We start from the raw sequence: 22,102 nt of genomic DNA, 5'->3' as shown, positions 1-22,102 counted from the left end.
ATAGAGCTTTAACATAATGACCTTTCAAGTACCAAATGGTGAAAAGAAGATATTAATGCACTCATGTTGTGCTCCTTGTTCTGGAGAACCAATGGAGAAAGTAATTGAAGCTGGTATTGCATTAACTATCTTTTTTTATAATCCTAATATTCATCCTAAGAAAGAATATGAAATACGTAAGCAAGAAAATATCAGATTTGCTGAAAAGATGGGCATACAGTTTATAGATGCTGATTATGATATTCAAAACTGGTTTGCTAGAGCAAAAGGTATGGAATATGAACCAGAGCGAGGCAAGCGTTGTTCTATGTGTTTTGATATGCGCTTTGAGCGCACTGCTTTATATGCTTATGAAAATGACTTTAAAGTCATTACCAGTTCCTTGGGGATTTCTCGGTGGAAGGATATGGAGCAGATTAATCAATCTGGACTTCGTGCTGCTTCTCATTATGAAGGAATAACATATTGGACTTGTAATTGGCGAAAAAATGGCGGTAGTAGTAATATGTATAATATTGCCAAACGTGAGCATTTTTATAAACAGGAATATTGTGGGTGTATTTATTCTTTAAGGGATAGCAATGAGTGGCGACGAGCTAATAGTCGTGAAGAGATTGCCATTGGAGAACAGTATTATACCAAATCATTATAACTATGATTACGAGTTTCAAAATATTCTAAGAACTCAATGCCCATTCTACAACCTTTTGCCTTCAGCTAAAACTTGCAGTGAATTGTTGATCAATGAAATTTTCACTCTATAATCGCGAATTAGTACTATAATGAGTCAGTTTATATGGTAATTATAATAAATTTTATTACTTATTTCGGCACCGCACTATTATTAACACTCATTTTTACGTGGTTATATGAAGGAATAACACCTTACAATAGCTTTAAACTAATAAAGGAGAATAATATCTCAGCAGTAATTAGCTTTGGTGGTGCGCTTATTGGTTTTGTTTTGCCGTTAGCTACTATTCTTATACATAGCCAGTTTATTGAGGAAGTAGTCGTTTGGGGTGTAGTGGCAGCTTCAATTCAATTGATGGTTTATGTTCTAGCACGAGTATTTATTCCGGAGTTAAAAAAGAATGTTACTGAAAATAATATAGCTGGTTCGCTTTTCTTAGCTTTTATTTCTTTAATAGTAGGGATTTTAAATGCAGGATGCATGAGCTATTAATCATGAGAAGGTCAAAAAATATTTCATTATACCTTATGTGTAGTGTATTTCTGACGAGTTGTGATAGACAAGCCAAAACTTATCACAGTGTTCTTGATTGTAAAGAAGATTATAGCATGATCATATGTGATACTGCATACACTAAAGCAGTGAATAAAGATTATGACAAAATCCCTACAACTGTCGAGCAATGTCAGCAACAATATGAACAATGTGAGATGTGGCTTAATGGATATGCACCAGTAATGAAAGGGTTCACTGTAAGTTTACCAGATGATGGATATCCTGTATATGAACAAAAATCGAAAAGAAGATGGTGGAGCGGCGGCGGATGGGGTGGATCATGGTGGGGCGCAAAGCCACGATCAGGAGGTTTTGGTAAACACGGTTTTAGTTTCGGTGGATAAGTAATGGAACGCATAGTGATAAATCCAAGGCAGGGATGGCAAGATTTAGTTGAAAATTTAGGGTTTTATTTTCATACAATTGATAATGAAATTTATTGGGATGAGTCAGCCTATTATCGCTTATCTTTAACGCAAGTGGATCAATTAGAGCAGGCTACAGAAGTTTTACATAATTTGTGTGAAAAAGCGGTGAGATTCATAATTGAAAATAAGAGATATGAAGGTTTTGGTTTTTCACCACTATCTATAGCTCTTATTGAGCAAAGCTATCATAAGCAGTCTCGTAGTTTATATGGTAGATTTGATTTAGCTTATGATGGTACCAATCCTCCTAAAATGCTTGAATACAACGCTGATACCCCTACTGCGTTATTTGAAGCAAGTGTTATTCAATGGGAATGGTTGCAGTCCTTAAAATTTAAAGCAGATCAATTTAACAGTATTCATGAAAAGCTCATTGAAGCGTGGCAAGAGCTTATTCCTTCAGGAGCGTTGGTGCATCTAAGTGGGTTTTTAGACAACGGAGAAGATTATGGTACGCTAACTTATCTTGCCGATACAGCTCTTCAAGTGACAAAACAAGTAAAAGTACTTGAGTTACAGAATATTGCTTTGCGTAGGAAGTGGTTTAAACAGCAATTTTGTGATGAAGAAGGATTTAAAATTTCTTATTTATTTAAATTATACCCTTGGGAATGGATGGTAAAAGATGAGTTTGCTCTTTATTTATTAGAATCAGATACAACGATCTTTGAACCTGCTTGGCGTATGATATTACAGAACAAGAACATTCTCATCGTATTATGGGAGTTGTTTCCAGATTGCCCTTATCTATTACCGGCTTACTCTTCACCAGAGAAGATAAAAAGTACATTTGTGAGTAAGATAAAAGAAGGACGAGAAGGAGATGGGGTATTTTTCTGCAAGTCTATAGAAACTATGGAATTGCCTAAATCTGTAGTTGTCTCGGATTTTATTTACCAAGAGTGGTTTAATGTACCAAATTTTGAAGGTAACTATCCTACTATAGGAAGTTGGGTAATCAATGGGCAAGCTGCTGGCATTGGGATTCGTGAAGATAAATCTCCTATTGCTAAAAATTCAAGTAGGTTTGTTCCTCACTGCTTTTCCTAATTGTTTTGTTTATATCTATTCTCTAAGGCTTTCTCAGCTCAGTTGCCTCATTTATAACTTCCTTCTGTTAAATAAAAGCCATAAATAAAAAAATAACTATTAAGCTCTTTATTATTAAATTTATCTTTAAGTTTTTTTTCATTATAATCAAATTACAAAAACAATATAGGTAGTTTTATGAATAAAATTATTACAATTCTTCTAGCTCTAGCTTTCTCAACTGTTGCCATAGCCACCGATAGCAAAAAACATGAGGACAACACCAACAAAGAACATCATAAAAATACAGAACACCATAAAGAAAAAGCTGAACATCCAGATAATAAACATGAAACTGAAAAACATAAAAAGCACAATTAAATGTATTTAAGTAAAGAAATTTTCAATATCATAAAAAAATAACAAACGATCAATATTTTAGCTTGAAGATTTCGCTTTTTATATTATAATCGCCATTACAAAAACAACGAGGTTTATCTTATGAATAAAATTATTACAATTCTTCTAGCCCTAGCCTTCTCAACTGCTGCTCTTGCTAGCACCGCGCCAGCTGATGCAAAAAAACCTGCTGCTAACCAAGTGCCAGCTGGACAAGTAGAAGCAGACAAAGAAAAAGAAGCTGCTGAAGAGAAAAAATAAGCTATTATTTTTTCCTTTAATCTTGGATAAGTTGACCGATAAATGTTTAGGCATTTATCGGTTTTTTTTATTTGTATGTGACTGAGCGTGAGCGCAACTCGCGTTAAGTTTTGTCCTAGATTTGTAGGCGCTGAGTGATTTTAATAGCATGGCTCGGTTAATTTATGTGTAAACAGGTATAGCAAAGCCAGTTGAATTATGGTACGTTAATTTCAAAGCGAGGCGCTGCACAGCGTAGATTACTTTGTTTCGCACAGCCGAGGCTTGCAAAATTGGTGTACCATAATTCAACTGGAGAAGCTATATCTATTCACGTTCCTGGCGCAAACATTTACCGTATCAGGTATACAGATGGTGAGTTTGACAACAAACTGCTTTCACGATGTCATTCTCAGCAACGGGGGGAATCCAGCGTACATCTAAGCATTTGAGGCTTTTATTCTTAGATTCCTGCCGTTGCTGGGAATGACATCGAGTGCGTTAATAAGACTAGTGTATATATCATACATCTGCGGTTTGCCAGACCCCTGAATAGATACGTAAACAGTGCTTTGTTGCACGCAAGCTTCAAGACGCAGCATGTTTGATGTGCGCTAATTCAACGGGAAAGCTGTACGCAATGGCCTAATTCTTCTTGTTGATACGATACTTAGTTTGTCTGGCAAATATAGTGAGAATTGGTGCGGATATGAAAATAGAGGAATAAGTTCCAGCGATTATTCCAAAGAAGATAAGAATGCTAAAGCTATGAATTGCTTCTCCACCAAAAATTACCAAAGCAAGAGCAGCAAGTAGGGTAGTCAGTACAGTTAAGATAGTACGGGATAAAGTTTCATTTATGCTGATATTAATAGTTTGATCGATTGGTTTTTGTGCAAATTTGCGTAAATTTTCTCTTATCCGATCATAAATTACCACAGAGTCATTTACTGAATAACCGATAATAGTGAGAATGGCGGCAATGGTACTCAGATTGAAATCTAATCTAGTTATACTCATAAACCCTAGAGCAAGTATTGCATCATGAACTAAAGCTATTAGCACTCCCATACCAAAATACCATTCAAATCTGATCCATATATAAATCATTATGGCAATAAATGATAAAGTAAGTGCTATAAGGCCGGATTGAATTAATTGTGCACCAATTTGAGGACCAACGAAATCCACTTTACGATAATCAAATTTATACGGTAATTTAGTATTAAGCGCAGTTTTAATCAGGTTAATGTTATGCAATAAATTTTCTTCACTGTTACTACCAACTCTGATGGATAGATCATGTTCACTACCAAAATGTTGGATCATTACTTCACCAATATTTAATTCACCAAGTATTTCTCGCATTTGAGTTAAATTAGGAGTTTGAGTACTTCTGACTTCTATGCTGATGCCGCCAGCAAAATCAATGCCAAAATTGAATTTGTACAATGTGATAGATATTAGACATAGGACAGACAAAATAATAGAAACAGTGTAACTAATTTTTTTAAAATGCATGAAATTAAAATTAGTTTTAGCTGGGAGTAACTTTAACGGATATAGTTGCATATTAATTTCTTTGGTAAATAGAAGGAATTACTAACTGATATATGTGTAGTATACATGTTTATACAATAAGGTTACTGTTAATGCTAGCAGAAAATAAATTGCATATTTTGTTAAACTTTATTCTTGAGAAAGGTGGGCAAAATTTTATATTTATAAAAACATTCTATTGCTAAATTGAAGTAAAAATATAGAAACTCTTGGATTATTCGATATTTATTTGTTATTGTAATACTGATATTTTATGGGAATTGAATGTATCATGTCAGGATTTGAATTAAATAAAATTATTGCCGCAGTGTTGTTGGCTAGTTTAGTAGCTATGATTGTTGGAATAGTAGCAAATATATTATATAAACCGAATCTAATGCCAGCACAGAGAGGGTATAGCATAGCGGTAGAAGAAGGCAGTGGTAGTGATAAAAATGCTCCAATTGTAGAGGTAGTGGTTGATATAGCTGAACTAATGAAAACTGCCAATGCTACTTTAGGACAAGATATTGCAAAAAAATGTTTGGCATGTCATTCTTTGGATAAGGGTGGGCCTAATAGAGTGGGGCCAAATTTATGGGATGTTGCCGGTCGTGATAAGGCTTCAGAAGCTGGTTACAAATATTCCGCAGCAATGCAGGCAAAAGGTGGTGTTTGGGACGATGAGAGTTTATTTCATTTCCTCAATAAACCTAGTAAATTTATTCCTGGAACCAAAATGTCATTTGCTGGTTTAAGTAAACCAGCTGATATAGTAAATGTCATTGCATTTTTAAAGACTTTTGCCCATGATAAGCAGTAATAATGTATAATATTTTTCATGATATGGGAGCTGCAGAATTATGGTTAGTATTAGGCACTGTTTTTTTGATCATCGAACTACAAATATCTGGTATCGGATTTTTATTTTTAGGTTTAGGTAGTTTATCAAATGCAGCGTTAATTTATATTTATCCTATTTTGTCTCAATATCATTATTCATCATTCGGACTATTGTCGTTTTTATGGTTTATTATATTATGGTGGCCGTTGAAGCGGTGTATGCAGGCAAAAGGTAAAAATACTGAACATTATATGGATATGATTGGTGGTGAGGTTGAAGTATGTAATAGCTCATTATTTCCTGGAGATTTAGGGCAGGTTAAATGGTCTGGAACAGTGATGAATGCACGATTGGATAAAACGGAACAAAACTCTGCTGCAATAGGAGAAAAGCTTTTTATTATGGCCATTCATGGCAACGTATTAATTTGTAGTAAAATTAGAAAGCATAAATCCGATGGTGACTAAATCAACGCTTTAAAGCAGGCCATTAGATAGTATTTTGTAAAATATATAGGATTATTTATGGAAGTAGTATTATTAGTATTTAGTGTTATTGCCATTATTTTGGTGATACAGATGATGAAAATTGTACCACAGCAAGAGGCTTGGGTAATAGAGAGATTAGGAAAGTTTGATAAAATACTACAGCCCGGACTCAACATTTTGATACCTATTGTGCAAAGGGTCGCTTATAAACATACTTTAAAGGAAGATGCAATAGATGTAACTGCTCAGACTGCCATCTCTAATGATAATGTTACTTTATCGATTGATGGAGTTCTATATGTAAAAATCATTGATCCAGTTGCAGCTTCATATGGGGTAAGTAGCCCTTATAACGCTATTATTCAATTGGCACAAACCACTATGCGTTCAGAAATCGGTAAATTACCGCTTGATCGAACCTTTGAAGAGCGTGATTCGTTAAATATTGCAATTGTGGCAGCAATTAACCAGGCAGCAATAAATTGGGGTATACAATGTATGCGCTATGAAATTAAGGATATTCAGCCACCACAAACAGTTTTAAAAGCTATGGAACTGCAAGTAGCAGCAGAGCGGCAAAAACGTGCTCAGATTCTTGATTCAGAAGGTAATAGACAATCAAAAATTAATCAAGCTGAGGGAGAGAAAGCGCAAGTAGTGTTGAACTCTGAGGCAGCATATACCGATCAGGTAAATCGTGCTCGTGGTGAAGCTGAGGCTATTTTATGCGTAGCTGAAGCTACTGCAAGAAGCATAGAGATAGTTGCCAGTGCCTTACAAAAAGATGGTGGCGGTGATGCAGTGTCATTTAGAATTGCTGAACAATATATTGAAGCTTTCAGTAAAGTTGCCAAAGAAACAAATACCGTGATATTACCTGCAGATTTATCTGCACCTCATCATCTAGTCACGCAAGCTTTAGCTATTTTTAATCAATTGAAAACAAGAGACAAATAGATAAAAGAGAAATAGACGGTACGAACGTCATTGTGGGGCTAAGACAGTAGTCAGTTAAGAAAATAAAGTATATACTCGTCATTGCGAGGAGCTTTAGCTTTGATGCACTCCAAAACAAGTAACTAACTGGATTGCTTCGGCAACGTTGTGGTCTTGCAATGACTGGTTTGTATCGTCTCTTTTTCCTTAACTTGATGTGTATGATTCATAAAGCGTTCTCATATTTTATACATATTTAACAACTCATTCATATTTTCATTTCTCATTCTTTGGACAATCAGGTATTCGTGACCAAGCTATTATCAAATAACATTGCTATTGGTTGGCTAAGGAATGGTATCATTGCTTTAGGTTTTGCTGGTATATATTCTATCGTACTGGTTATTCTTCGTACTCCGCAATTAGCATGGTTAATAGAAAATACTGCGATCTTTAAATCAACATTAATAGTACATGTGAACCTATCGGTATTGGTATGGTTATTATCAGTAGTTTGTATTATTTGGAGTGATCAAATAAAACATATTTTCTTAGGCGAAATATGTCTTTATACAGCCCTTGCTGGTACTATAATGATTACCATCTCTCCATTTTGCGGTTCTAGTACACCGATAATGAATAATTATATTCCAATGTTGGAAAATATAATATTTGTCATTGGTTTAAGTTTATTTGGCAGTGCAGTACTAATTTTTGCAGCCAACAATTTATATGAGCATAGTAGTATTTTATTTCGTGATTTTTACCAAGGTACAAATTATGAAACATTATTTCTAAAATTTGCTGCTTGGTCTGCATCAATAATATTTATTGCAGTGTGGCATTGTTTTGTTCAATCATATCTAGCATTACGAAAAGTTATCGATCTAGTAGCAATGGAGTTAGAATTTTATTATGAGCTGCTTTATTGGAGTGGTGGACATTTGCTACAATTTTTATTTTGTCAGATATTAATTGTAGTTTGGATAGTATTATCTTCTAGGCTATGGCATAGAGAAACAATATTTACCAGGCTTTATCTATATTTATTAGTATTAAATTGTGTGCTAGCTATAACTGGTTTAATGGGGCATCATTTATATGATATTATTGATGCGGAATTTAAGATCTATTATACCAATCATATGCGGTACCTAGGCGGCATTGTTCCAGCTATGAGTTTAATATTGCTAGCCTATGAAACTTTCACACAAAAGATTAAGGTATCAAGCCATTCTTACATAGCAGCTAGTATTATTTGTTCCAGTTTATTATTTTTATTCGGCGGTTTGATTGGCCTTCTGATAAAAGGTGTAAATGTTAGCATACCCGCACACTATCATGGTTCAATTGTAGCCATTACTATTGCTTTTATGGGATTTGCCTATTTTTTGTGTATAACAACTCAGAAAACTACTGATACTAGTCTATTGAAAAAGATGAACTATCAAATATATACAATAACCTTAGGGCAGGCTTTGCATATCGGAGGGCTAGCGATAGCCGGGGGGTATGGAGTGTTGCGGAAGACTCCGGGAGTAGAGTTAGAGTTATCTGCTTATCTTGCTATGGGAATGGTTGGAATCGGAGGAATAATTGCTATAGTTGGTGGCTTGATGTTTGTGGTTATTTGTGGTAAAAACCTTTTTTATAGAGTGCCTAATTTTAAGGAATGAAATGACTACATCATCTAAACCATCGCGAGAAGAAGCAAAAGAAGCAGTACGTGTGCTATTACGATTTATTGGCGATGACCCAAATCGTGAAGGGCTGTTGCAAACGCCTGATCGGGTAGTAGATAGTTATGGAGAAATGTTTTGTGGCTATAGTCAAGATGTTGCTACTATTTTAGATGCTAAATTTTATGATACCGGTAGTTTTAAGGATTTTGTTCTGTTACGATCAATTCGCTTTACTTCTTTTTGTGAACATCATTTATTACCAATCATTGGTTATGTCGATATAGCCTATATTCCTAATGATTGTGTCATAGGTATTAGTAAACTTGCTAGATTGGTTAATATATTTGCCAAGCGATTACAAATACAAGAAAAAATGACAGTGCAAATTGCAGAAAATTTACAGCGGCATATTAACCCGCTTGGAGTAGCGGTAAAAATTTCAGCTTCGCATAGTTGTATGACGATTAGAGGAGTGCTACAAGAAGGCAGTATGATGGATACTATGCATTATACTGGAGTTTTTGCTGAATCATCATACAGACAAGAGTTTCTAAACCTCATAGCAAAAGCTGTATAAATAAAAAGGGATGCGCCAATGTTACTATCGCAATATTTTTTACCTACTCTCAAGGAGCAGCCGCTTGAAGCTCAAATCGTATCTCATGGGTTAATGCTTAGAAGTGGGATGATTAAGCAGCAAGCAGCAGGAATTTATAGTTGGCTGCCATTAGGATTGAAGGTATTGAAAAATATTGAAAATATCATTCGTTTTAATATGAATGCAGTAGGTGCGGTTGAATTGTTAATGCCATGCGTACAACCATCTAATCTGTGGTTAGAGTCAGGAAGGTTCAATGATTATGGCAAGGAAATGCTAAAATTCCAGGATCGTCATGATAATAATTTGTTGTTTGGACCAACTAATGAAGAGATGATTACTGATATTTTCAGGAGTAATATTAAATCTTATAAGGATTTACCAAAAAATCTGTATCAAATCCAATGGAAGTTTCGTGATGAAATCAGGCCACGTTTTGGGATAATGCGTGGTCGTGAATTTTTGATGAAAGATGCTTACAGCTTTGATATTGATTATGCTGGAGCGATTAGATCATATAATCGGATGTATACAGCTTATATGCATAGCTTTCGTGATCTAGGAGTGTCGGTAGTCCCAGTTGCTGCTGATAATGGGGTAATTGGCGGAGATTTAAGTCACGAATTTCATATTGTGGCTGATATTGGTGAAAGCACTTTATACTATGATAAAGTATTTAACTTGTTAGCAGAGGATTTAGTCGGTGATATTGAAGAATTAAAAACTTTATATGCAGCTGCCGATGACAAGCATGATCCAGTATTATGCCCTTTATCTGCAAATGAATTATGTGTCAGTAAAGGCATAGAAGTAGGGCATATCTTTCATTTTGGTACTAAATATTCTAAATTAATGAACGCATTTGTTAATGATAAGCAAGGTAATTTAGTGCCGGTAGAGATGGGTTCTTACGGTATTGGCATTTCCAGATTAGTGGCAGCAATTATTGAAGCTAATCATGATGATCGTGGCATCGTTTGGCCTGAGGAGATTGCGCCATTTAAAGTATCAATTCTAAATTTGAATATTGCTGATACTAAATGTTCTGAGCTATCAAATCTTATTTATAATCAGCTGCAGTCAATGCATATTGATGTATTATATGATAACACTGACGAGCGAGCGGGGATTAAGTTTGCAATTCATGATTTAATTGGTTCTCCTTGGCAAATAATTATTGGTAATAAGAATGCAGCTAATGATTTAGTGGAGATTAAGCATCGAGCAACTGCAGAGACAGAAATTATCTCTGTTGATGTGGCTATCAAAAAAGTGGTTGGCAATTTAAATGTCAGATAAGGCCTCATTTAAAACTCTACTTCTGTGGTCAATTTGTATGTCGATGCGGTGCTCAAATCCGAAACAAACCAAGAGTGCGCTCCGGTTTTGCGCATCCTCACTCCTACAAATTTACTCACATAAGCGAGTTTTAAATGAGGTCTAATTTTGTTTTAGTGGTAGCTTGCAGATATTTTAGCGCCAAAAAAAATGAGAAATTTGTATCGCTCATTTCTGGTTTTTCACTACTTGGCGTTACTATTGGTGTTGCTGCTTTAATTGTAGTGACATCTGTGATGAATGGTTTCCACCTGGAATTAACTAAAAATATTATTGGCTTAAATGGTGATATTACTATTACTAACGTTGATCGTTATATTACTAATTATGATAAGGCACGTCAGTTATTAAATAATAATAATTATATTAAAGCAGTAGTACCTAATATTGTCGGTCAAGCTCTAGCGATAGGGCCGCGTACTAATAGTGGAGTGTTAATTAAAGGAATTGATATTAATGATCTGCAATGGAAAAAAGCGGTACTGCAAAATGTGGTGGCTGGGCAGTTTGGTGATTTTTCTAGCAACAATATTATTGCTATGGGTAGTGAGCTGGCATATTTAATTGGTGCTAAAATTGGTAATAAAATCAAGCTGATTTCACCTAATACTATTTCAACTGCTTTTGGTAGTATGCCGAGAGCCAAGGAATTTACAGTAACAGCAATTTTTAACTCCGGCATGTATGATTATGATGTTGCAACAGTATTAATGCCGATTAGTGCTGCTAGGAATTTTTTATCATTTGAAGATAATACTATTAATCTTATTGAAGTTTATACTAAGCAACCAGAGCAAGCGGAGCTTTTTGCCAATGAAATCCAAGCAATTCTTGGAGAAAAATTCAAGGTTACTAGTTGGCAAAAATCTAACCGACAATTTTTAAATGCATTAGCTGTTGAAAGAATTACCATGTTTACTATTTTGTCGTTAATTATTGTAGTAGCAGCTTTTAATATTATTTCAAGCTTGGTAATGTTGGTTAAAGATAAAACCAAAGATATCGCAATTTTGCGTACGATTGGTGCTAGTCAGCAGCAGATAATGTTAATTTTTATTTGTAATGGGATGTTTATTGGCTTAATTGGTACTGTCGTTGGTGGAATATTAGGCGCTAGTTTTGCTTATAATATCGACAATATTAGGCTTTGTTTAGAGCGTTTAACCGATACTAAAATTTTTGATGCTGCAATTTATTTTTTATATTCTTTGCCATCAGATGTGCGGTTAGAAGATATAATTTTGGTTAGTGTATTATCAATCTTTTTATGTTTTTGCGCAACTATTTATCCTGCTTATAAGGCTTCTAAATTAAACCCAGTGGAAGCCTTACGTTATGAGTAATCATATTTTAACACTAACAGATATTAGCAAGAGCTATCGTCAGGGCAATATTACTGTTGAGGTGCTGCAGCAAGTTAATCTTACAATAGCCGAAGGGGAATTAGTAGCTATAATTGGCGCTTCCGGTAGTGGTAAATCAACATTATTGCATATAGCAGGATTGCTCGATAAAGCTGATAGTGGTACGATACAGGTAGGACAAGAACATTATCAACAAACAATAAGTAATACTGGAGTCAATACAGATTTAATTAGGCTACAATATCTTGGCTTTGTCTATCAATATCATCATTTATTGAATAATTTTACTGCCAGAGAAAATGTAGCAATGCCAGCATTAATTGCCGGTGCTAAATATGAGGAGGTGCTCCAAGCTGCTGATCAATTGCTTGAAACGTTAAGTTTATCTAGTAGAAGAAATAACATGCCTGGTGAACTATCAGGAGGAGAGCAGCAACGAGTGGCTATTGCCAGAAGCCTGATTAATAAACCAAAACTAATATTAGCAGATGAGCCAACAGGCAATCTTGATCCCCATACTGCGAATGAAGTATTTAATTTATTCGTAAATCTAGCTAACAAACAAGGCACGGCAATTATTATGGTAACGCATAATCATGATTTAGCAGGAAATATGCACAAAATATTTGAACTAAAAAATGCTACACTAACGCGAGTTGCTAATTAAAACTGACGTATGTAGATTAATCTATTCAACTATTTAACTTGTACGAAATTTTAGCGACTAAATATTTGAGCTGTCTCTGCTCTTGAAAGCAATTGCTCCAATTCTTTGTTGCTACTATATTCTAATATTATTTTCTCCTTAATTTGATTCCTAAACCAAGTTCTTTGTCTCTTAGCATATTGTCTGGTTCGATATTGAGCAAGGTTTAACGCTTCATTTAAAGTAATCTGACCATCCAAATATTCGATAATTTCCTGCACACCAACAGCTTTAATGCTAGAATCTTTTATGATAGATTTATTTTCTATCAACTGTTTTACTGCTTCTACTTCCTCTATTGCGCCATGATCAAACATTTGTTGCAATCTTACATTACAGCTGGACACCAAAAAATTCCGCTCCGGATTTAATAACACTACTTTAATTACCCACTCATCTAGAGGTAATATAGCTTTATTATTCTGAAAAGTTATAATTGACTGGCCAGTTTGCTTAAATACTTCATAAGCACGCATTGTTCGTTGTTTATCGAACATATTTAATTTACTGGCCGCTATTGGGTCTAAATTTTGAAGATCCTTAAAAAATTTCTCCTGCCCATATTCTTCTTGCAACATTTTGACTTCTGATCTAATAATCTCAGAGATTGCTGGTATGCTACTATAGCCAAACATTAAAGTATTAATGTACAGGCCACTCCCACCTACTACTATAGGAATTTTATTTCTAGAATTTACTTCTTTAATTACTTGAGCAGCAATCTCAGCATATTTTACCGCTGAATAACTCTCTTCGGTAATATCTAAAAAATTATATAATAAATATGGTAGCTCTTTTTTTAAGCTGTCCGCTGGAGATGCAGTAATAATTGGAATTTGTTGGTATAATTGCATTGAATCGGCGCAGATAATCTCTCCATAATATTTTTGAGCCAATTTATGTGCAAAATATGTTTTACCACAACCGGTTGGTCCACAAACTATGACAACCATGTTCATATATTTATTTGAGTTAAATTAACATAAGGTTATTCATGAACTACTAATCTATTCCACACAATGTCATCCCGAAACAAGTTCGGGACGACAGCTGTGTTGTTCGGGATGATATTAAGCGTCAAGATAACATAAGGCATGGAGATAATTATGCTAAAGCTGAATACCAAAAGGAGTAAGAAAATCCTCCACTTCAGTTTTGAGCATTATCAATCCTTCACTACTACACGATTCACAACGTATTATAATTGCTTCTTCTGTATTTGATGCACGCATTAGCCACCAACCATTATCAGTATTTACTCGTAAACCATCAACATCATTAAAACTAATATTCTTTTCAATTAGCTGTGTCTTAATACTGTTAATAATATTAAATTTCATAGATTTTGGAATTTTTATTCTAATCTCCGGAGTATTATAAGTGTGTGGTAATTGACTTAGCATTTCATCCAAGGAATAAGAAGATTTTGATAGTAATTCTATTAAGCGAACAGCCGCATAAATTGCATCATCATAACCATAATATCTATCAGCAAAAAATAAATGTCCACTCATCTCACCGGCAAGTAACGCTCTGACCTCTCTCATTTTATTTTTAATAAAGGAATGTCCGGTTTTCCACATTAATGGGTTACCGCCATATAATCGTATCTGATCAAATACTACCTGGCTGGTTTTGACATCCATAATAATTGTCGCTCCTGGATTTAGTGCTAGTATATCCATAGCAAACAAACATAGCAGTTGATCACCCCAAACTATACCTCCTGTTCTCGTTACAATCCCAATGCGATCAGCATCACCATCAAAGGCAATACCGCAATCACACTCTTGCTTCTGTACAACTTCAATTAATTGAGTTAAATTTGCAGCGACTGTAGGATCAGGATGATGGTTGGGAAAATCTCCATCAATTTCACCATTAATTATGATATTGTTGTTAGTTAATCTGTTTTGTAGTAATTTAATAGCTTTACAAGCTGCTCCATTACCAGGATCCCAAACAATTTTTAAATTACTTTTGAGATTTGAATGATCCAAGATTTCTGTAATATACTGTTCGTATATATCTAGCTCTTGGACATTATTATCTGAGATAGACGGCAATATCTGCTCCCAATCAGTATTATTTATAATACTTAATAAATTCTGGATCTGCTCTCCAAAAAAAGATTTACCCTGAACAACCATTTTAAAACCATTATCATCTTTTTGGTTATGGGAGCCAGTAATCATAATACTAGCTGCCGGCATAAATTTTACGTCAGCAAAATATAATACCGGCGTTGGTACTACTCCAACTGAGATTACTTTACCTCCAGCTGCGATTATACCTTCTACTAAAGCTCGATAAAGCCCATCTGAACTATGTCTTCCGTCTCTGCCTACACAAATCACGCTATTATTAGTAGTAATATTTTCTCTTGTAAAACAGAAACCTATCTTATAAGCTGCATCAGTGGTTACGTCTAATTTGGCATTACCACGTATATCATATGCTCTAAAAATAATTGGGTTAATTATCAATCCTGGCATCTTTTTATGTATCTCATCTTAAATTTTTTCATGTAATTATATAAGAGATTTGATGAAAATACTAGCATTCGATACTGCAAATAACATCGCAACGGTAGCAATCTCAGAAGGGCAGAAAATTCTTGCTTATATTGAAGAGTTAAGACCATCAATGCAAGCTGAACGATTAATTAACATGATCGAATCTGCCTTGGAATATTCAAAACTTGAATATCGTGATATTGATTATTTAGGTGTTACCAATGGACCTGGGAGTTTTACTGGCATTAGAATAGGACTGGCAGCAGCAAAAGGTATTCTATTTAATAGTAAGATAAAAGGTACTACTGTTAGTAATTTTGAGATAGCAAATTTTAGGGCAACCCTACAAGTCAACAATTATCAACAAAGTATTATCTTGCTCGATGCTTATCGTAATCAGCTATATATGCAGATATTTGATAATAATAATAACTCTATCAGTAATCCTCTGTTATTAGATTACGAAGCTGTTATTAATTTATTGCAGCAACAACAAATCAAAACAATTTGTGCCGGTAGCGGTATAGCTCGTATATATGGCAAGATCAAGCATTTACCATTTATTACAATTTTACCAAGATATAGCAGAGTTAAATCAATATATCTATGTCGATATATTGATTTAACTCTAAATAAACGAACATTAATACCATTTGAGCCTTTATACATTAGACCAGCTGATGCAAAACTCTAAAATAGATGACGTTGTTAATCAAATCATTGACCAAAGCTCATTATTCTGCTAGTTTGTAAGGTTCAACTAAGGTGCTTCAAAAAACACCAAAGGAAACGTCGGTTTATTCTGAACCGTAATAAGGACTCCCTTAAGCTTCAAGCCGGGAGTCCCACTACTATACAATAATGTCTTACGGCTGAAGGTAGTGGGGCATGAGCGTTTCCATGTTTTTTGAGCTCCCGGTACCAAATTTTTCTAGATTTAAGGAGCTCATGTCTATGGAATATAATTTTATTGCTGATTTATTAGCTAAGTTTGCAGCTTGTTCTGATATCATTAAAGCTGCTATTCTCATTGATATTGGAGCTATATTAATTAGCATATTTTATTTCATAAAACAGACTATTACTGAATCTATTAAATTAATAAAAACTCCACCTTATACTGATGTCTAAGAGGCTGTCATATCAGTAGATATAAGAGAGGAATTTTTAGAAAAAACGAAGTCGAGCACCGCAAGCAGTCTCTTGTTTGTTGCGGAGCGGAGACAAGTTTTGAGTGAGCAAAATTATAAACCAACTATAGTTATGCAAGAGGTCTAATTTCAATATGGTGTTTATAATTCCACTTCTTCAATCACCACACTACCATCTGCTGATTTGGTAATTTTTTCGATTTTTAGCTTAGCTTCGTTCAATTTTTTTTCACAATGATCTTTTAACAATATACCTCTCTCAAAACTATTAATTGCTGCTTCAAGATCGTGTTGCCCGGAATCAATTTTTTTGACTATTTCTTCAAGCTCTGCTAAAGCTTGTTCAAAAGTCATGTTTTCAATGGACTTTAATGTAGTCATATACTAAAATATTTTTATTTAATAATAAACATCATATTGATATTTATGCAAGCAAGAATTTACAAGCCAGCTAAAGTAGCTACTCAATCAGGTGAGAATCAAACAGAATGGGTACTGGAATTCATTCCTAACAAAGAAGATAAGTTTATAGAACCAATAATGGGTCGTACTACTTCTAGAAATATGATGGATGAAGTGCGGCTTAAATTCTCTAATTTAGAAGAAGCAATCCATTTCGCCACTAACAAAAATCTTCAATTTGAAGTTATTCCTCTGCAGCCACGAAAAATAATAAAAAAAAGTTACGCTAGTAATTTTAAGTAAATTTTATTTACATCTACCAACTAAGATTACTAATTTCTATTTTAAATAATTTATGACTAACTCTCCTGATTCTCTAAACAACTATAACCATATAAAAAATAATGATAATCTCAAAAAAGCGTTTGATGATTTTGTCGGCTCTTTCAAATATTGGCGAATATTTTACTTAATTGGTATTGGCGATATACGAAAAAGATATGCTCGTTCCAGTATTGGACAATTTTGGCTAACTTTATCATTAGCAATTAATATTGCAACTATTGGCATAATCTGGTCAGTATTATTCAAAATTAGCATTCCAGATTATTTACCTTATTTTGCTACAGGGTTTCTGTTTTGGCAGTATATTTCCAGCTGTATTATGGATGGCAGCAATATTTATATCAGCTCTACAGGATATCTTATAGGACTCAGTCTTCCTAAATTATCTTATATTAATAGTTTGTTTATAAAAAACATAATAATATTAGCCCATAATTTACCAGTAATAGTAGTAACTTATCTAATTTGCATGCAGAAAATATCTATTAGTGCGCTTTTTATTGCTTTATTAGGATTTATATGTACTTCCATTTTTCTCTTCCCAATAACAGTAATTTTAGCTATTTTTAGTGTTCGTTTTCGTGATTTTCCTAATATTATCGCCAGTATTATCCAAATTGTTTTTTATGCTACACCAATTATGTGGAAAATTGAATTAGTAGCACCAAGGTTTCATGATTATATTTTTCTTAATCCTTTGGCCATATTCCTTTCCTTATGCCGTGACTCATTACTTGAAATTACTATTCCATATCAATATTGGTTGGCTGCAATCTGCTATATTAGTGCAAGCTGGATTGTGGCAATACTATTCTTTAGCAAATTTAGACATAGAATAACTTACTGGTTATAATTTTATATCGATCACTACCACTATAATATTCAAAGAGTATCATGGCCTATATAAGTCTTAATAATGCTGACGTAGTTTTTGCCGTATATAATAGCAAGACTCGTTCAGTACGCAATCAGCTCATTAGTGCGATTGGCGGTAAAATCAATTCTATTGATCATACAACTTATATAAGAGCTCTTAATAAAATTACTGTTGAAGTTAAAGAAGGTGAGCGAGTTGGGCTAATTGGACATAACGGTGCTGGTAAAACAACTCTACTTAAAGTACTTGCAGGTATTTACGAACCAACGGGAGGTACTATTCGACTCGAAGGTCACATCTCTTCTCTAACAGATATTACTATGGGCATGGATCCAGAACTTAGTGGATATGACAACATAATTATGCGTTGCATATTTATGGGTTTGAGCTTCAAGGAAGCTAAAAATAAAGTAAACGAGATTATTGATTTTTCTGAATTGCATGAGTATATCGATCTACCAACGCGTACATATTCCACTGGCATGTACCTGCGGCTTGCATTCTCTATATCTACTGCTATAACTCCAGATATATTAATCATGGATGAAATGATTGGTGCCGGTGATGCTGCCTTTATCCATAAAGCTAGAACTAGAATCAGTGATTTAATAGAACGAACAAAAATTATGGTACTTTCTTCTCATGATTTACAAATAATGAACGATACTTGTAATCGTGGTATCTGGATGGAAAAAGGACAGATTCGTATGGATGGAAATATGGCAGAAGTTATTGAAGCTTATAAAGAATTTACTAATAGCTAGGCATTCTACAAAATTTTAATGAGCTTATTTATATTTGTGTTTTAAAAAATTAATTATTGTAATTTAAGAGTTAAACCAAAGATTAAAAGCTGGTTACAAATTTAAAAAAAGCCTAAAACCTTAGTAGAGACATGGGGCGAATAACGGGGCTCGAACCCGCGACCCTCAGATCCACAATCTGATGCTCTAACCAACTGAGCTATATCCGCCATTAAGCCTTTTATCAAACTAGACTTGCCTAAACTAAAACATTACCTACATCAAGTCAAGAACTAAAACTTAAGCTTTATTTTTGTGGTAATTTACTTCTGATTTCAGCAATCGAACTTTGTAATTGAGTGAAATCTACTAAGCCTGGAAATAATGTACCATTAATTATATAAGCAGGTGCTCCTTGAATTCTAAGATTGCCGGCCATTTCAAAATTTTTGTCAATTAAACTTTGTATTTCAGGTTTATGTATTTCTGTCTGCAGCGATATCCAATCTATCTCATTACTACTGATCAACCCTTCTATTGCTTCTGCAGTAATAGGTTTCATGTGCATTAGTCCCTGGTGAATAATTTTAAACTTATCTGGAGCAAGTTTATGTACAGCTAATGCAATTTTTGCAGCATACATAGAATTTTCGCCCAAGATTGGGAAAGGCCTCAAGATAACCTTAACATCATTATTAGCTTCAAGCACCTGATTGATATAACTGTCACCTTTTTTACAATAAGAACAATTATAGTCGTAGAAAGATACTATAATAATATTTCCTTCTGCATTACCAAGCACAGGAAAGGTAGTAGAATTTTCTATTTCCGGTTTTTTTTGCTCAATATAGTTTTTTACCGTTGCTTCCATTTCCTGCATTTTACGTTTTTGCAGTTGTTCAATTGACTCAATAATCACTTCGGGATTATTCATCAAATACTCTTTTACAATATCTTGAACTTTTTCTTTTTCATCTTCTGGGGCTATAGCTTCTTCCATGGTGGTTACTACCGGTGAAGAAATATTATTAGATATAGGATTAATAATTTTATAAGCTAGTATAGCTATTAAAATAACTAAAACGCCAAAGAGGATTTTGTTAACCAATTTTTGTGCCATTTTTTATTATACTCAAATATTAAATATTGCTAATCATATTTAATGATAAATATAAAGTAAAGCTCTCCTAACCATCAATCTCTATATTCTTAGGTTATTCGTGAGAATTATATCATCTCTTACATATTTACTGTGTCACGCTTGAGTTTGTGAGAAGGTCTATTTTTAAATTTCTGTGTGTAAGAACCTAAGAGGCTGTCAGATCAGTAGATATAAGAGAGGAATTTTTAGAAAAAACGAAGACGAGCACCGCAAGCAGTCTCTTGTTTGTTGCGGAGCTTCGCCTGCGTTTTGAGTGAGCAAAATTACCACTTAGATCTACTGATCTGACAGCCTCTAATGAAATCTGTCAAACTAGAAACTTATGAAGCTACTATTTTATTTCGCCCAGTTGATTTTGCTTCATATAATGCCTTATCTGCTCGTGATATAAAATCACTTATAGACTCACCATGTTTATATTCGGCTACTCCTATTGAGGTAGTTTTTGTCAATGGTGGGTAATTAGGTATGACGAAACTTGTTGTTTCTATGGTGGAGCGTACTCTATCTGCAATAATTACGGCTTCTTTGAGATATGCTTCACTTAGTAATACGGAAAATTCTTCACCACCATATCTTGCTATAAGATCGGTAATTCTAAATAGATTTTTTAAAACCATTGAAAAAGATACTAGCACAGCATCACCTGCTTGATGTCCATAATTATCATTAACTTGCTTGAAATGATCTATATCCAGCATTAATAAACATAATGGTTTGTTAGTTTCTATAGAAGTCTTAATCATTTGTTGAATATGAATATCGAAGTAACGACGGTTGAAAACTCCTGTAAGACCATCTTTAATTGAAAGATTAACACTTTGTTCTAGTTCATTGCGTAAATTATCTTGATATTTTTTCCTTCTTAACTGAGTTTTAATCCGCGCTAATAGTTCATTTTCTTCAACTGGGTATATAAAATAATCATTTATACCTAGTTCCATTCCTTTAATAACCATTTGCATATTTTCTTCTTCAGCAAGTAGCATTAACATGGTATGTCGTAAAATTTCTTTTGATTTTAGCATTACACTAATGCGTAAAGGGTCGCCTACTTCTAATTGACAACTAATAATCACTACATCCGGAATATAAGTGTCAATTATACTATCGATATCTTCTATTTTTGTGACAATCTTAATTTGAGGTGATAATTTTAGTAGTGTTTTGCTTAAGTTACGTGCTTGAACTACGTCATCATTAATTATCAGTATTTTACTGTCTACAAAATTATCTTTTATTTCTATTGCTGAAGCTCCAAGAGCAGCATTGGTTTTATTTCTAAGTTTTAGTTCGTCAATAATTGTTTTCATTCGTGATAGAGATTTTACACGAGCAAATAACGCTACGTCATTTATTGGTTTAGTAAGAAATTCATCTGCTCCGGCTTCTAGTCCCTTTATTCTGTCTTCAATATCTGATAATGCTGTAACCATTACCACCGGTATATGAGTAGTTTCAGGATTAGCTTTAATCTTTATGCAGGTTTCAAAACCATCCATTTCTGGCATCATTACATCCAATAAGATGACATCAATTTTATTATTTGCCAGTACATCAAGCGCTTTGACACCGTTATTTGCAGAAAATACAGTATAATACTCACTTAGTAGTTTTACCTCTAATAGTTTAACATTGGGTTCCAGATCATCTACTATCAGTACATTTGCAGTCATTAGTTTTTATTATTTGGTTCAATAAATTTGTGTAAAGCTTGAAAAAATAAGTCAATTGATACTGGTTTTGGTAAATACATGTCACAACCAGAAGCAGATATTTTAGCTTCATCATTTTTCATAGCAAAAGCAGTAATTGCTATAATTGGAATAGATGAAGTTGCGGGATTTTTTTTTAATTCTTTAATGATATCTATACCTGATATACCATTAAGCTGTATATCCATTAAGATTAGATCTGGACGTTCATTTTCAATAAGAGCAGGGATGCCTAAACCATTTTTAGAAGTCATTACTTCATAATTTTGAATTATCAGCAAATCATGAAATAATTTTAAATTTAATTCATTATTTTCAACAATTAATACTTTAGATTGATGATTCATAAAA

25 protein-coding genes, 1 tRNA gene and 1 pseudogene are annotated in these 22,102 nt (G+C 33.9%); 19 read left to right on the top strand and 8 right to left on the bottom strand.

The window, feature by feature from the left end; translation table 11 throughout:
- Nucleotides 1-16 precede the first annotated feature (16 nt).
- The 6 genes from Trichorick_RS01760 (at nucleotide 17) to Trichorick_RS01735 (ending at nucleotide 3,366) form a co-directional block, all read left to right on the top strand.
- Nucleotides 17-652 (top strand): epoxyqueuosine reductase QueH, encoded by a 636-nt coding sequence (locus Trichorick_RS01760; protein WP_323738548.1) that lies wholly within the window; start codon nucleotides 17-19, stop codon nucleotides 650-652.
- A gap of 144 nt (nucleotides 653-796) precedes the next feature.
- Nucleotides 797-1,186 carry a DUF350 domain-containing protein gene (locus Trichorick_RS01755; protein ID WP_323738547.1) on the top strand — a complete coding sequence of 130 codons (390 nt, stop codon included), beginning with the start codon at nucleotides 797-799 and terminating at the stop codon, nucleotides 1,184-1,186.
- A gap of 116 nt (nucleotides 1,187-1,302) precedes the next feature.
- Complete coding sequence (locus tag Trichorick_RS01750; protein ID WP_323738546.1) at nucleotides 1,303-1,593, top strand: hypothetical protein; 291 nt, start codon at nucleotides 1,303-1,305, stop codon at nucleotides 1,591-1,593.
- A 3-nt stretch (nucleotides 1,594-1,596) separates the two neighbouring features.
- On the top strand, nucleotides 1,597-2,727 hold the full coding sequence (locus tag Trichorick_RS01745) for a glutathionylspermidine synthase family protein (RefSeq protein ID WP_323738545.1): 1,131 nt from the start codon (nucleotides 1,597-1,599) through the stop codon (nucleotides 2,725-2,727).
- A gap of 177 nt (nucleotides 2,728-2,904) precedes the next feature.
- Nucleotides 2,905-3,087, top strand: a complete 183-nt coding sequence (locus Trichorick_RS01740) for a hypothetical protein (protein WP_323738544.1) — start codon at nucleotides 2,905-2,907, stop codon at nucleotides 3,085-3,087.
- Nucleotides 3,088-3,207: 120 nt separating this feature from the next.
- Nucleotides 3,208-3,366: a hypothetical protein gene (locus Trichorick_RS01735; RefSeq protein ID WP_323738543.1), complete on the top strand. Its 159-nt coding sequence runs from the start codon at nucleotides 3,208-3,210 to the stop codon at nucleotides 3,364-3,366.
- A 624-nt stretch (nucleotides 3,367-3,990) separates the two neighbouring features.
- Here the strand turns inward: Trichorick_RS01735 and secF are convergent.
- Entirely contained in the window at nucleotides 3,991-4,917 is a 927-nt protein-coding gene (gene secF, locus Trichorick_RS01730) for a protein translocase subunit SecF (RefSeq protein WP_323738542.1), read from the bottom strand.
- A 259-nt stretch (nucleotides 4,918-5,176) separates the two neighbouring features.
- Between secF and Trichorick_RS01725 the strand changes: the two genes are divergently transcribed.
- From Trichorick_RS01725 to Trichorick_RS01690, 8 genes are all read left to right on the top strand, one after another.
- Nucleotides 5,177-5,707, top strand: coding sequence for a c-type cytochrome (locus Trichorick_RS01725; protein ID WP_323738541.1), 531 nt, complete (start codon nucleotides 5,177-5,179; stop codon nucleotides 5,705-5,707).
- Nucleotides 5,708-5,709: 2 nt separating this feature from the next.
- The gene (locus Trichorick_RS01720; protein ID WP_323738540.1) at nucleotides 5,710-6,195 is read left to right on the top strand and encodes an NfeD family protein; all 486 of its coding nucleotides are present in this window, start codon (nucleotides 5,710-5,712) and stop codon (nucleotides 6,193-6,195) included.
- Between the two features lie 57 nt (nucleotides 6,196-6,252).
- The gene (locus tag Trichorick_RS01715; protein ID WP_323738539.1) at nucleotides 6,253-7,173 is read left to right on the top strand and encodes an SPFH domain-containing protein; all 921 of its coding nucleotides are present in this window, start codon (nucleotides 6,253-6,255) and stop codon (nucleotides 7,171-7,173) included.
- Between the two features lie 287 nt (nucleotides 7,174-7,460).
- Nucleotides 7,461-8,828, top strand: coding sequence for a hypothetical protein (locus Trichorick_RS01710; protein ID WP_323738538.1), 1,368 nt, complete (start codon nucleotides 7,461-7,463; stop codon nucleotides 8,826-8,828).
- A gap of 1 nt (nucleotide 8,829) precedes the next feature.
- Nucleotides 8,830-9,411 carry a GTP cyclohydrolase I FolE gene (gene folE / locus Trichorick_RS01705; protein WP_323738537.1) on the top strand — a complete coding sequence of 194 codons (582 nt, stop codon included), beginning with the start codon at nucleotides 8,830-8,832 and terminating at the stop codon, nucleotides 9,409-9,411.
- An 18-nt stretch (nucleotides 9,412-9,429) separates the two neighbouring features.
- Nucleotides 9,430-10,731 carry a proline--tRNA ligase gene (proS, locus tag Trichorick_RS01700; RefSeq protein ID WP_323738536.1) on the top strand — a complete coding sequence of 434 codons (1,302 nt, stop codon included), beginning with the start codon at nucleotides 9,430-9,432 and terminating at the stop codon, nucleotides 10,729-10,731.
- 134 nt (nucleotides 10,732-10,865) lie between these two features.
- Complete coding sequence (locus tag Trichorick_RS01695) at nucleotides 10,866-12,113, top strand: lipoprotein-releasing ABC transporter permease subunit (RefSeq protein ID WP_323738535.1); 1,248 nt, start codon at nucleotides 10,866-10,868, stop codon at nucleotides 12,111-12,113.
- Nucleotides 12,106-12,801 carry an ABC transporter ATP-binding protein gene (locus Trichorick_RS01690; protein ID WP_323738534.1) on the top strand — a complete coding sequence of 232 codons (696 nt, stop codon included), beginning with the start codon at nucleotides 12,106-12,108 and terminating at the stop codon, nucleotides 12,799-12,801. Before Trichorick_RS01695 ends, Trichorick_RS01690 begins: the two co-directional genes overlap by 8 nt.
- 50 nt (nucleotides 12,802-12,851) lie before the next feature.
- Here Trichorick_RS01690 and miaA read toward each other — a convergent pair whose 3' ends face one another.
- Both miaA and Trichorick_RS01680 read right to left on the bottom strand, forming a co-directional pair.
- Nucleotides 12,852-13,799 (bottom strand): tRNA (adenosine(37)-N6)-dimethylallyltransferase MiaA, encoded by a 948-nt coding sequence (gene miaA, locus Trichorick_RS01685; protein ID WP_323738533.1) that lies wholly within the window; start codon nucleotides 13,797-13,799, stop codon nucleotides 12,852-12,854.
- 150 nt (nucleotides 13,800-13,949) lie between these two features.
- Nucleotides 13,950-15,326, bottom strand: coding sequence for a phosphomannomutase/phosphoglucomutase (locus Trichorick_RS01680; RefSeq protein WP_323738845.1), 1,377 nt, complete (start codon nucleotides 15,324-15,326; stop codon nucleotides 13,950-13,952).
- Between the two features lie 61 nt (nucleotides 15,327-15,387).
- Here Trichorick_RS01680 and tsaB point away from each other — a divergent pair, with 61 nt between their 5' ends.
- Together tsaB and Trichorick_RS01670 are read left to right on the top strand one after the other, a co-directional pair.
- The gene (gene tsaB / locus Trichorick_RS01675) at nucleotides 15,388-16,050 is read left to right on the top strand and encodes a tRNA (adenosine(37)-N6)-threonylcarbamoyltransferase complex dimerization subunit type 1 TsaB (protein WP_323738532.1); all 663 of its coding nucleotides are present in this window, start codon (nucleotides 15,388-15,390) and stop codon (nucleotides 16,048-16,050) included.
- 260 nt (nucleotides 16,051-16,310) lie between these two features.
- Complete coding sequence (locus Trichorick_RS01670; RefSeq protein WP_323738531.1) at nucleotides 16,311-16,487, top strand: hypothetical protein; 177 nt, start codon at nucleotides 16,311-16,313, stop codon at nucleotides 16,485-16,487.
- A 161-nt stretch (nucleotides 16,488-16,648) separates the two neighbouring features.
- Here the strand turns inward: Trichorick_RS01670 and Trichorick_RS01665 are convergent, their stop codons facing one another.
- Nucleotides 16,649-16,888 carry an exodeoxyribonuclease VII small subunit gene (locus tag Trichorick_RS01665; RefSeq protein ID WP_316354084.1) on the bottom strand — a complete coding sequence of 80 codons (240 nt, stop codon included), beginning with the start codon at nucleotides 16,886-16,888 and terminating at the stop codon, nucleotides 16,649-16,651.
- A gap of 45 nt (nucleotides 16,889-16,933) precedes the next feature.
- Between Trichorick_RS01665 and Trichorick_RS01660 the strand changes: the two genes are divergently transcribed.
- From Trichorick_RS01660 to Trichorick_RS01650, 3 genes and pseudogenes are all read left to right on the top strand, one after another.
- Complete coding sequence (locus tag Trichorick_RS01660; RefSeq protein ID WP_323738530.1) at nucleotides 16,934-17,212, top strand: NADH dehydrogenase ubiquinone Fe-S protein 4; 279 nt, start codon at nucleotides 16,934-16,936, stop codon at nucleotides 17,210-17,212.
- A gap of 52 nt (nucleotides 17,213-17,264) precedes the next feature.
- Entirely contained in the window at nucleotides 17,265-18,107 is an 843-nt protein-coding gene (locus Trichorick_RS01655) for an ABC transporter permease (RefSeq protein ID WP_323738529.1), read from the top strand.
- Between the two features lie 203 nt (nucleotides 18,108-18,310).
- Nucleotides 18,311-18,895 (top strand): annotated as a pseudogene (locus tag Trichorick_RS01650) (ABC transporter ATP-binding protein); the annotation flags it as partial.
- A gap of 132 nt (nucleotides 18,896-19,027) precedes the next feature.
- Here the strand turns inward: Trichorick_RS01650 and Trichorick_RS01645 are convergent.
- The 4 genes from Trichorick_RS01645 to Trichorick_RS01630 form a co-directional block, all read right to left on the bottom strand.
- Nucleotides 19,028-19,104: transfer RNA gene (locus Trichorick_RS01645), tRNA-His, on the bottom strand.
- 77 nt (nucleotides 19,105-19,181) lie between these two features.
- A complete protein-coding gene (locus Trichorick_RS01640) occupies nucleotides 19,182-19,994 on the bottom strand; it encodes a DsbA family protein (RefSeq protein ID WP_323738527.1) in 813 nt (270 codons plus the stop codon).
- Between the two features lie 362 nt (nucleotides 19,995-20,356).
- Entirely contained in the window at nucleotides 20,357-21,712 is a 1,356-nt protein-coding gene (locus tag Trichorick_RS01635) for a PleD family two-component system response regulator (RefSeq protein ID WP_323738526.1), read from the bottom strand.
- Entirely contained in the window at nucleotides 21,712-22,098 is a 387-nt protein-coding gene (locus Trichorick_RS01630; protein ID WP_323738525.1) for a response regulator, read from the bottom strand. Before Trichorick_RS01630 ends, Trichorick_RS01635 begins: the two co-directional genes overlap by 1 nt.
- Between the last annotated feature and the right edge of the window lie 4 nt (nucleotides 22,099-22,102).

Source organism: Candidatus Trichorickettsia mobilis (assembly GCF_034366785.1).
Lineage (GTDB): Bacteria > Pseudomonadota > Alphaproteobacteria > Rickettsiales > Rickettsiaceae > Trichorickettsia > Trichorickettsia mobilis_A.
Note: the sequence above shows the minus strand (reverse complement) of the source record. Positions and strands in the feature narration are given on the sequence as shown.

Excerpts from the sequence above, each read along its gene's own strand:
- Trichorick_RS01690 (WP_323738534.1), top strand. The coding sequence starts at position 12,106 with ATGAGTAATCATATTTTAACACTAACAGATATTAGCAAGAGCTATCGT.
- Trichorick_RS01670 (WP_323738531.1), top strand. The coding sequence starts at position 16,311 with ATGGAATATAATTTTATTGCTGATTTATTAGCTAAGTTTGCAGCTTGT.
- Trichorick_RS01635 (WP_323738526.1), bottom strand. The coding sequence starts at position 21,712 with ATGACTGCAAATGTACTGATAGTAGATGATCTGGAACCCAATGTTAAA.
- secF (WP_323738542.1), bottom strand. The coding sequence starts at position 4,917 with ATGCAACTATATCCGTTAAAGTTACTCCCAGCTAAAACTAATTTTAAT.
- folE (WP_323738537.1), top strand. The coding sequence starts at position 8,830 with ATGACTACATCATCTAAACCATCGCGAGAAGAAGCAAAAGAAGCAGTA.
- Trichorick_RS01760 (WP_323738548.1), top strand. The coding sequence starts at position 17 with ATGACCTTTCAAGTACCAAATGGTGAAAAGAAGATATTAATGCACTCA.
- Trichorick_RS01715 (WP_323738539.1), top strand. The coding sequence starts at position 6,253 with ATGGAAGTAGTATTATTAGTATTTAGTGTTATTGCCATTATTTTGGTG.
- Trichorick_RS01630 (WP_323738525.1), bottom strand. The coding sequence starts at position 22,098 with ATGAATCATCAATCTAAAGTATTAATTGTTGAAAATAATGAATTAAAT.
- tsaB (WP_323738532.1), top strand. The coding sequence starts at position 15,388 with ATGAAAATACTAGCATTCGATACTGCAAATAACATCGCAACGGTAGCA.
- Trichorick_RS01750 (WP_323738546.1), top strand. The coding sequence starts at position 1,303 with ATGATCATATGTGATACTGCATACACTAAAGCAGTGAATAAAGATTAT.
- Trichorick_RS01740 (WP_323738544.1), top strand. The coding sequence starts at position 2,905 with ATGAATAAAATTATTACAATTCTTCTAGCTCTAGCTTTCTCAACTGTT.
- Trichorick_RS01725 (WP_323738541.1), top strand. The coding sequence starts at position 5,177 with ATGTCAGGATTTGAATTAAATAAAATTATTGCCGCAGTGTTGTTGGCT.
- proS (WP_323738536.1), top strand. The coding sequence starts at position 9,430 with ATGTTACTATCGCAATATTTTTTACCTACTCTCAAGGAGCAGCCGCTT.
- Trichorick_RS01735 (WP_323738543.1), top strand. The coding sequence starts at position 3,208 with ATGAATAAAATTATTACAATTCTTCTAGCCCTAGCCTTCTCAACTGCT.
- miaA (WP_323738533.1), bottom strand. The coding sequence starts at position 13,799 with ATGAACATGGTTGTCATAGTTTGTGGACCAACCGGTTGTGGTAAAACA.
- Trichorick_RS01720 (WP_323738540.1), top strand. The coding sequence starts at position 5,710 with ATGTATAATATTTTTCATGATATGGGAGCTGCAGAATTATGGTTAGTA.
- Trichorick_RS01655 (WP_323738529.1), top strand. The coding sequence starts at position 17,265 with ATGACTAACTCTCCTGATTCTCTAAACAACTATAACCATATAAAAAAT.
- Trichorick_RS01640 (WP_323738527.1), bottom strand. The coding sequence starts at position 19,994 with ATGGCACAAAAATTGGTTAACAAAATCCTCTTTGGCGTTTTAGTTATT.
- Trichorick_RS01755 (WP_323738547.1), top strand. The coding sequence starts at position 797 with ATGGTAATTATAATAAATTTTATTACTTATTTCGGCACCGCACTATTA.
- Trichorick_RS01695 (WP_323738535.1), top strand. The coding sequence starts at position 10,866 with ATGAGGTCTAATTTTGTTTTAGTGGTAGCTTGCAGATATTTTAGCGCC.
- Trichorick_RS01660 (WP_323738530.1), top strand. The coding sequence starts at position 16,934 with ATGCAAGCAAGAATTTACAAGCCAGCTAAAGTAGCTACTCAATCAGGT.
- Trichorick_RS01745 (WP_323738545.1), top strand. The coding sequence starts at position 1,597 with ATGGAACGCATAGTGATAAATCCAAGGCAGGGATGGCAAGATTTAGTT.
- Trichorick_RS01665 (WP_316354084.1), bottom strand. The coding sequence starts at position 16,888 with ATGACTACATTAAAGTCCATTGAAAACATGACTTTTGAACAAGCTTTA.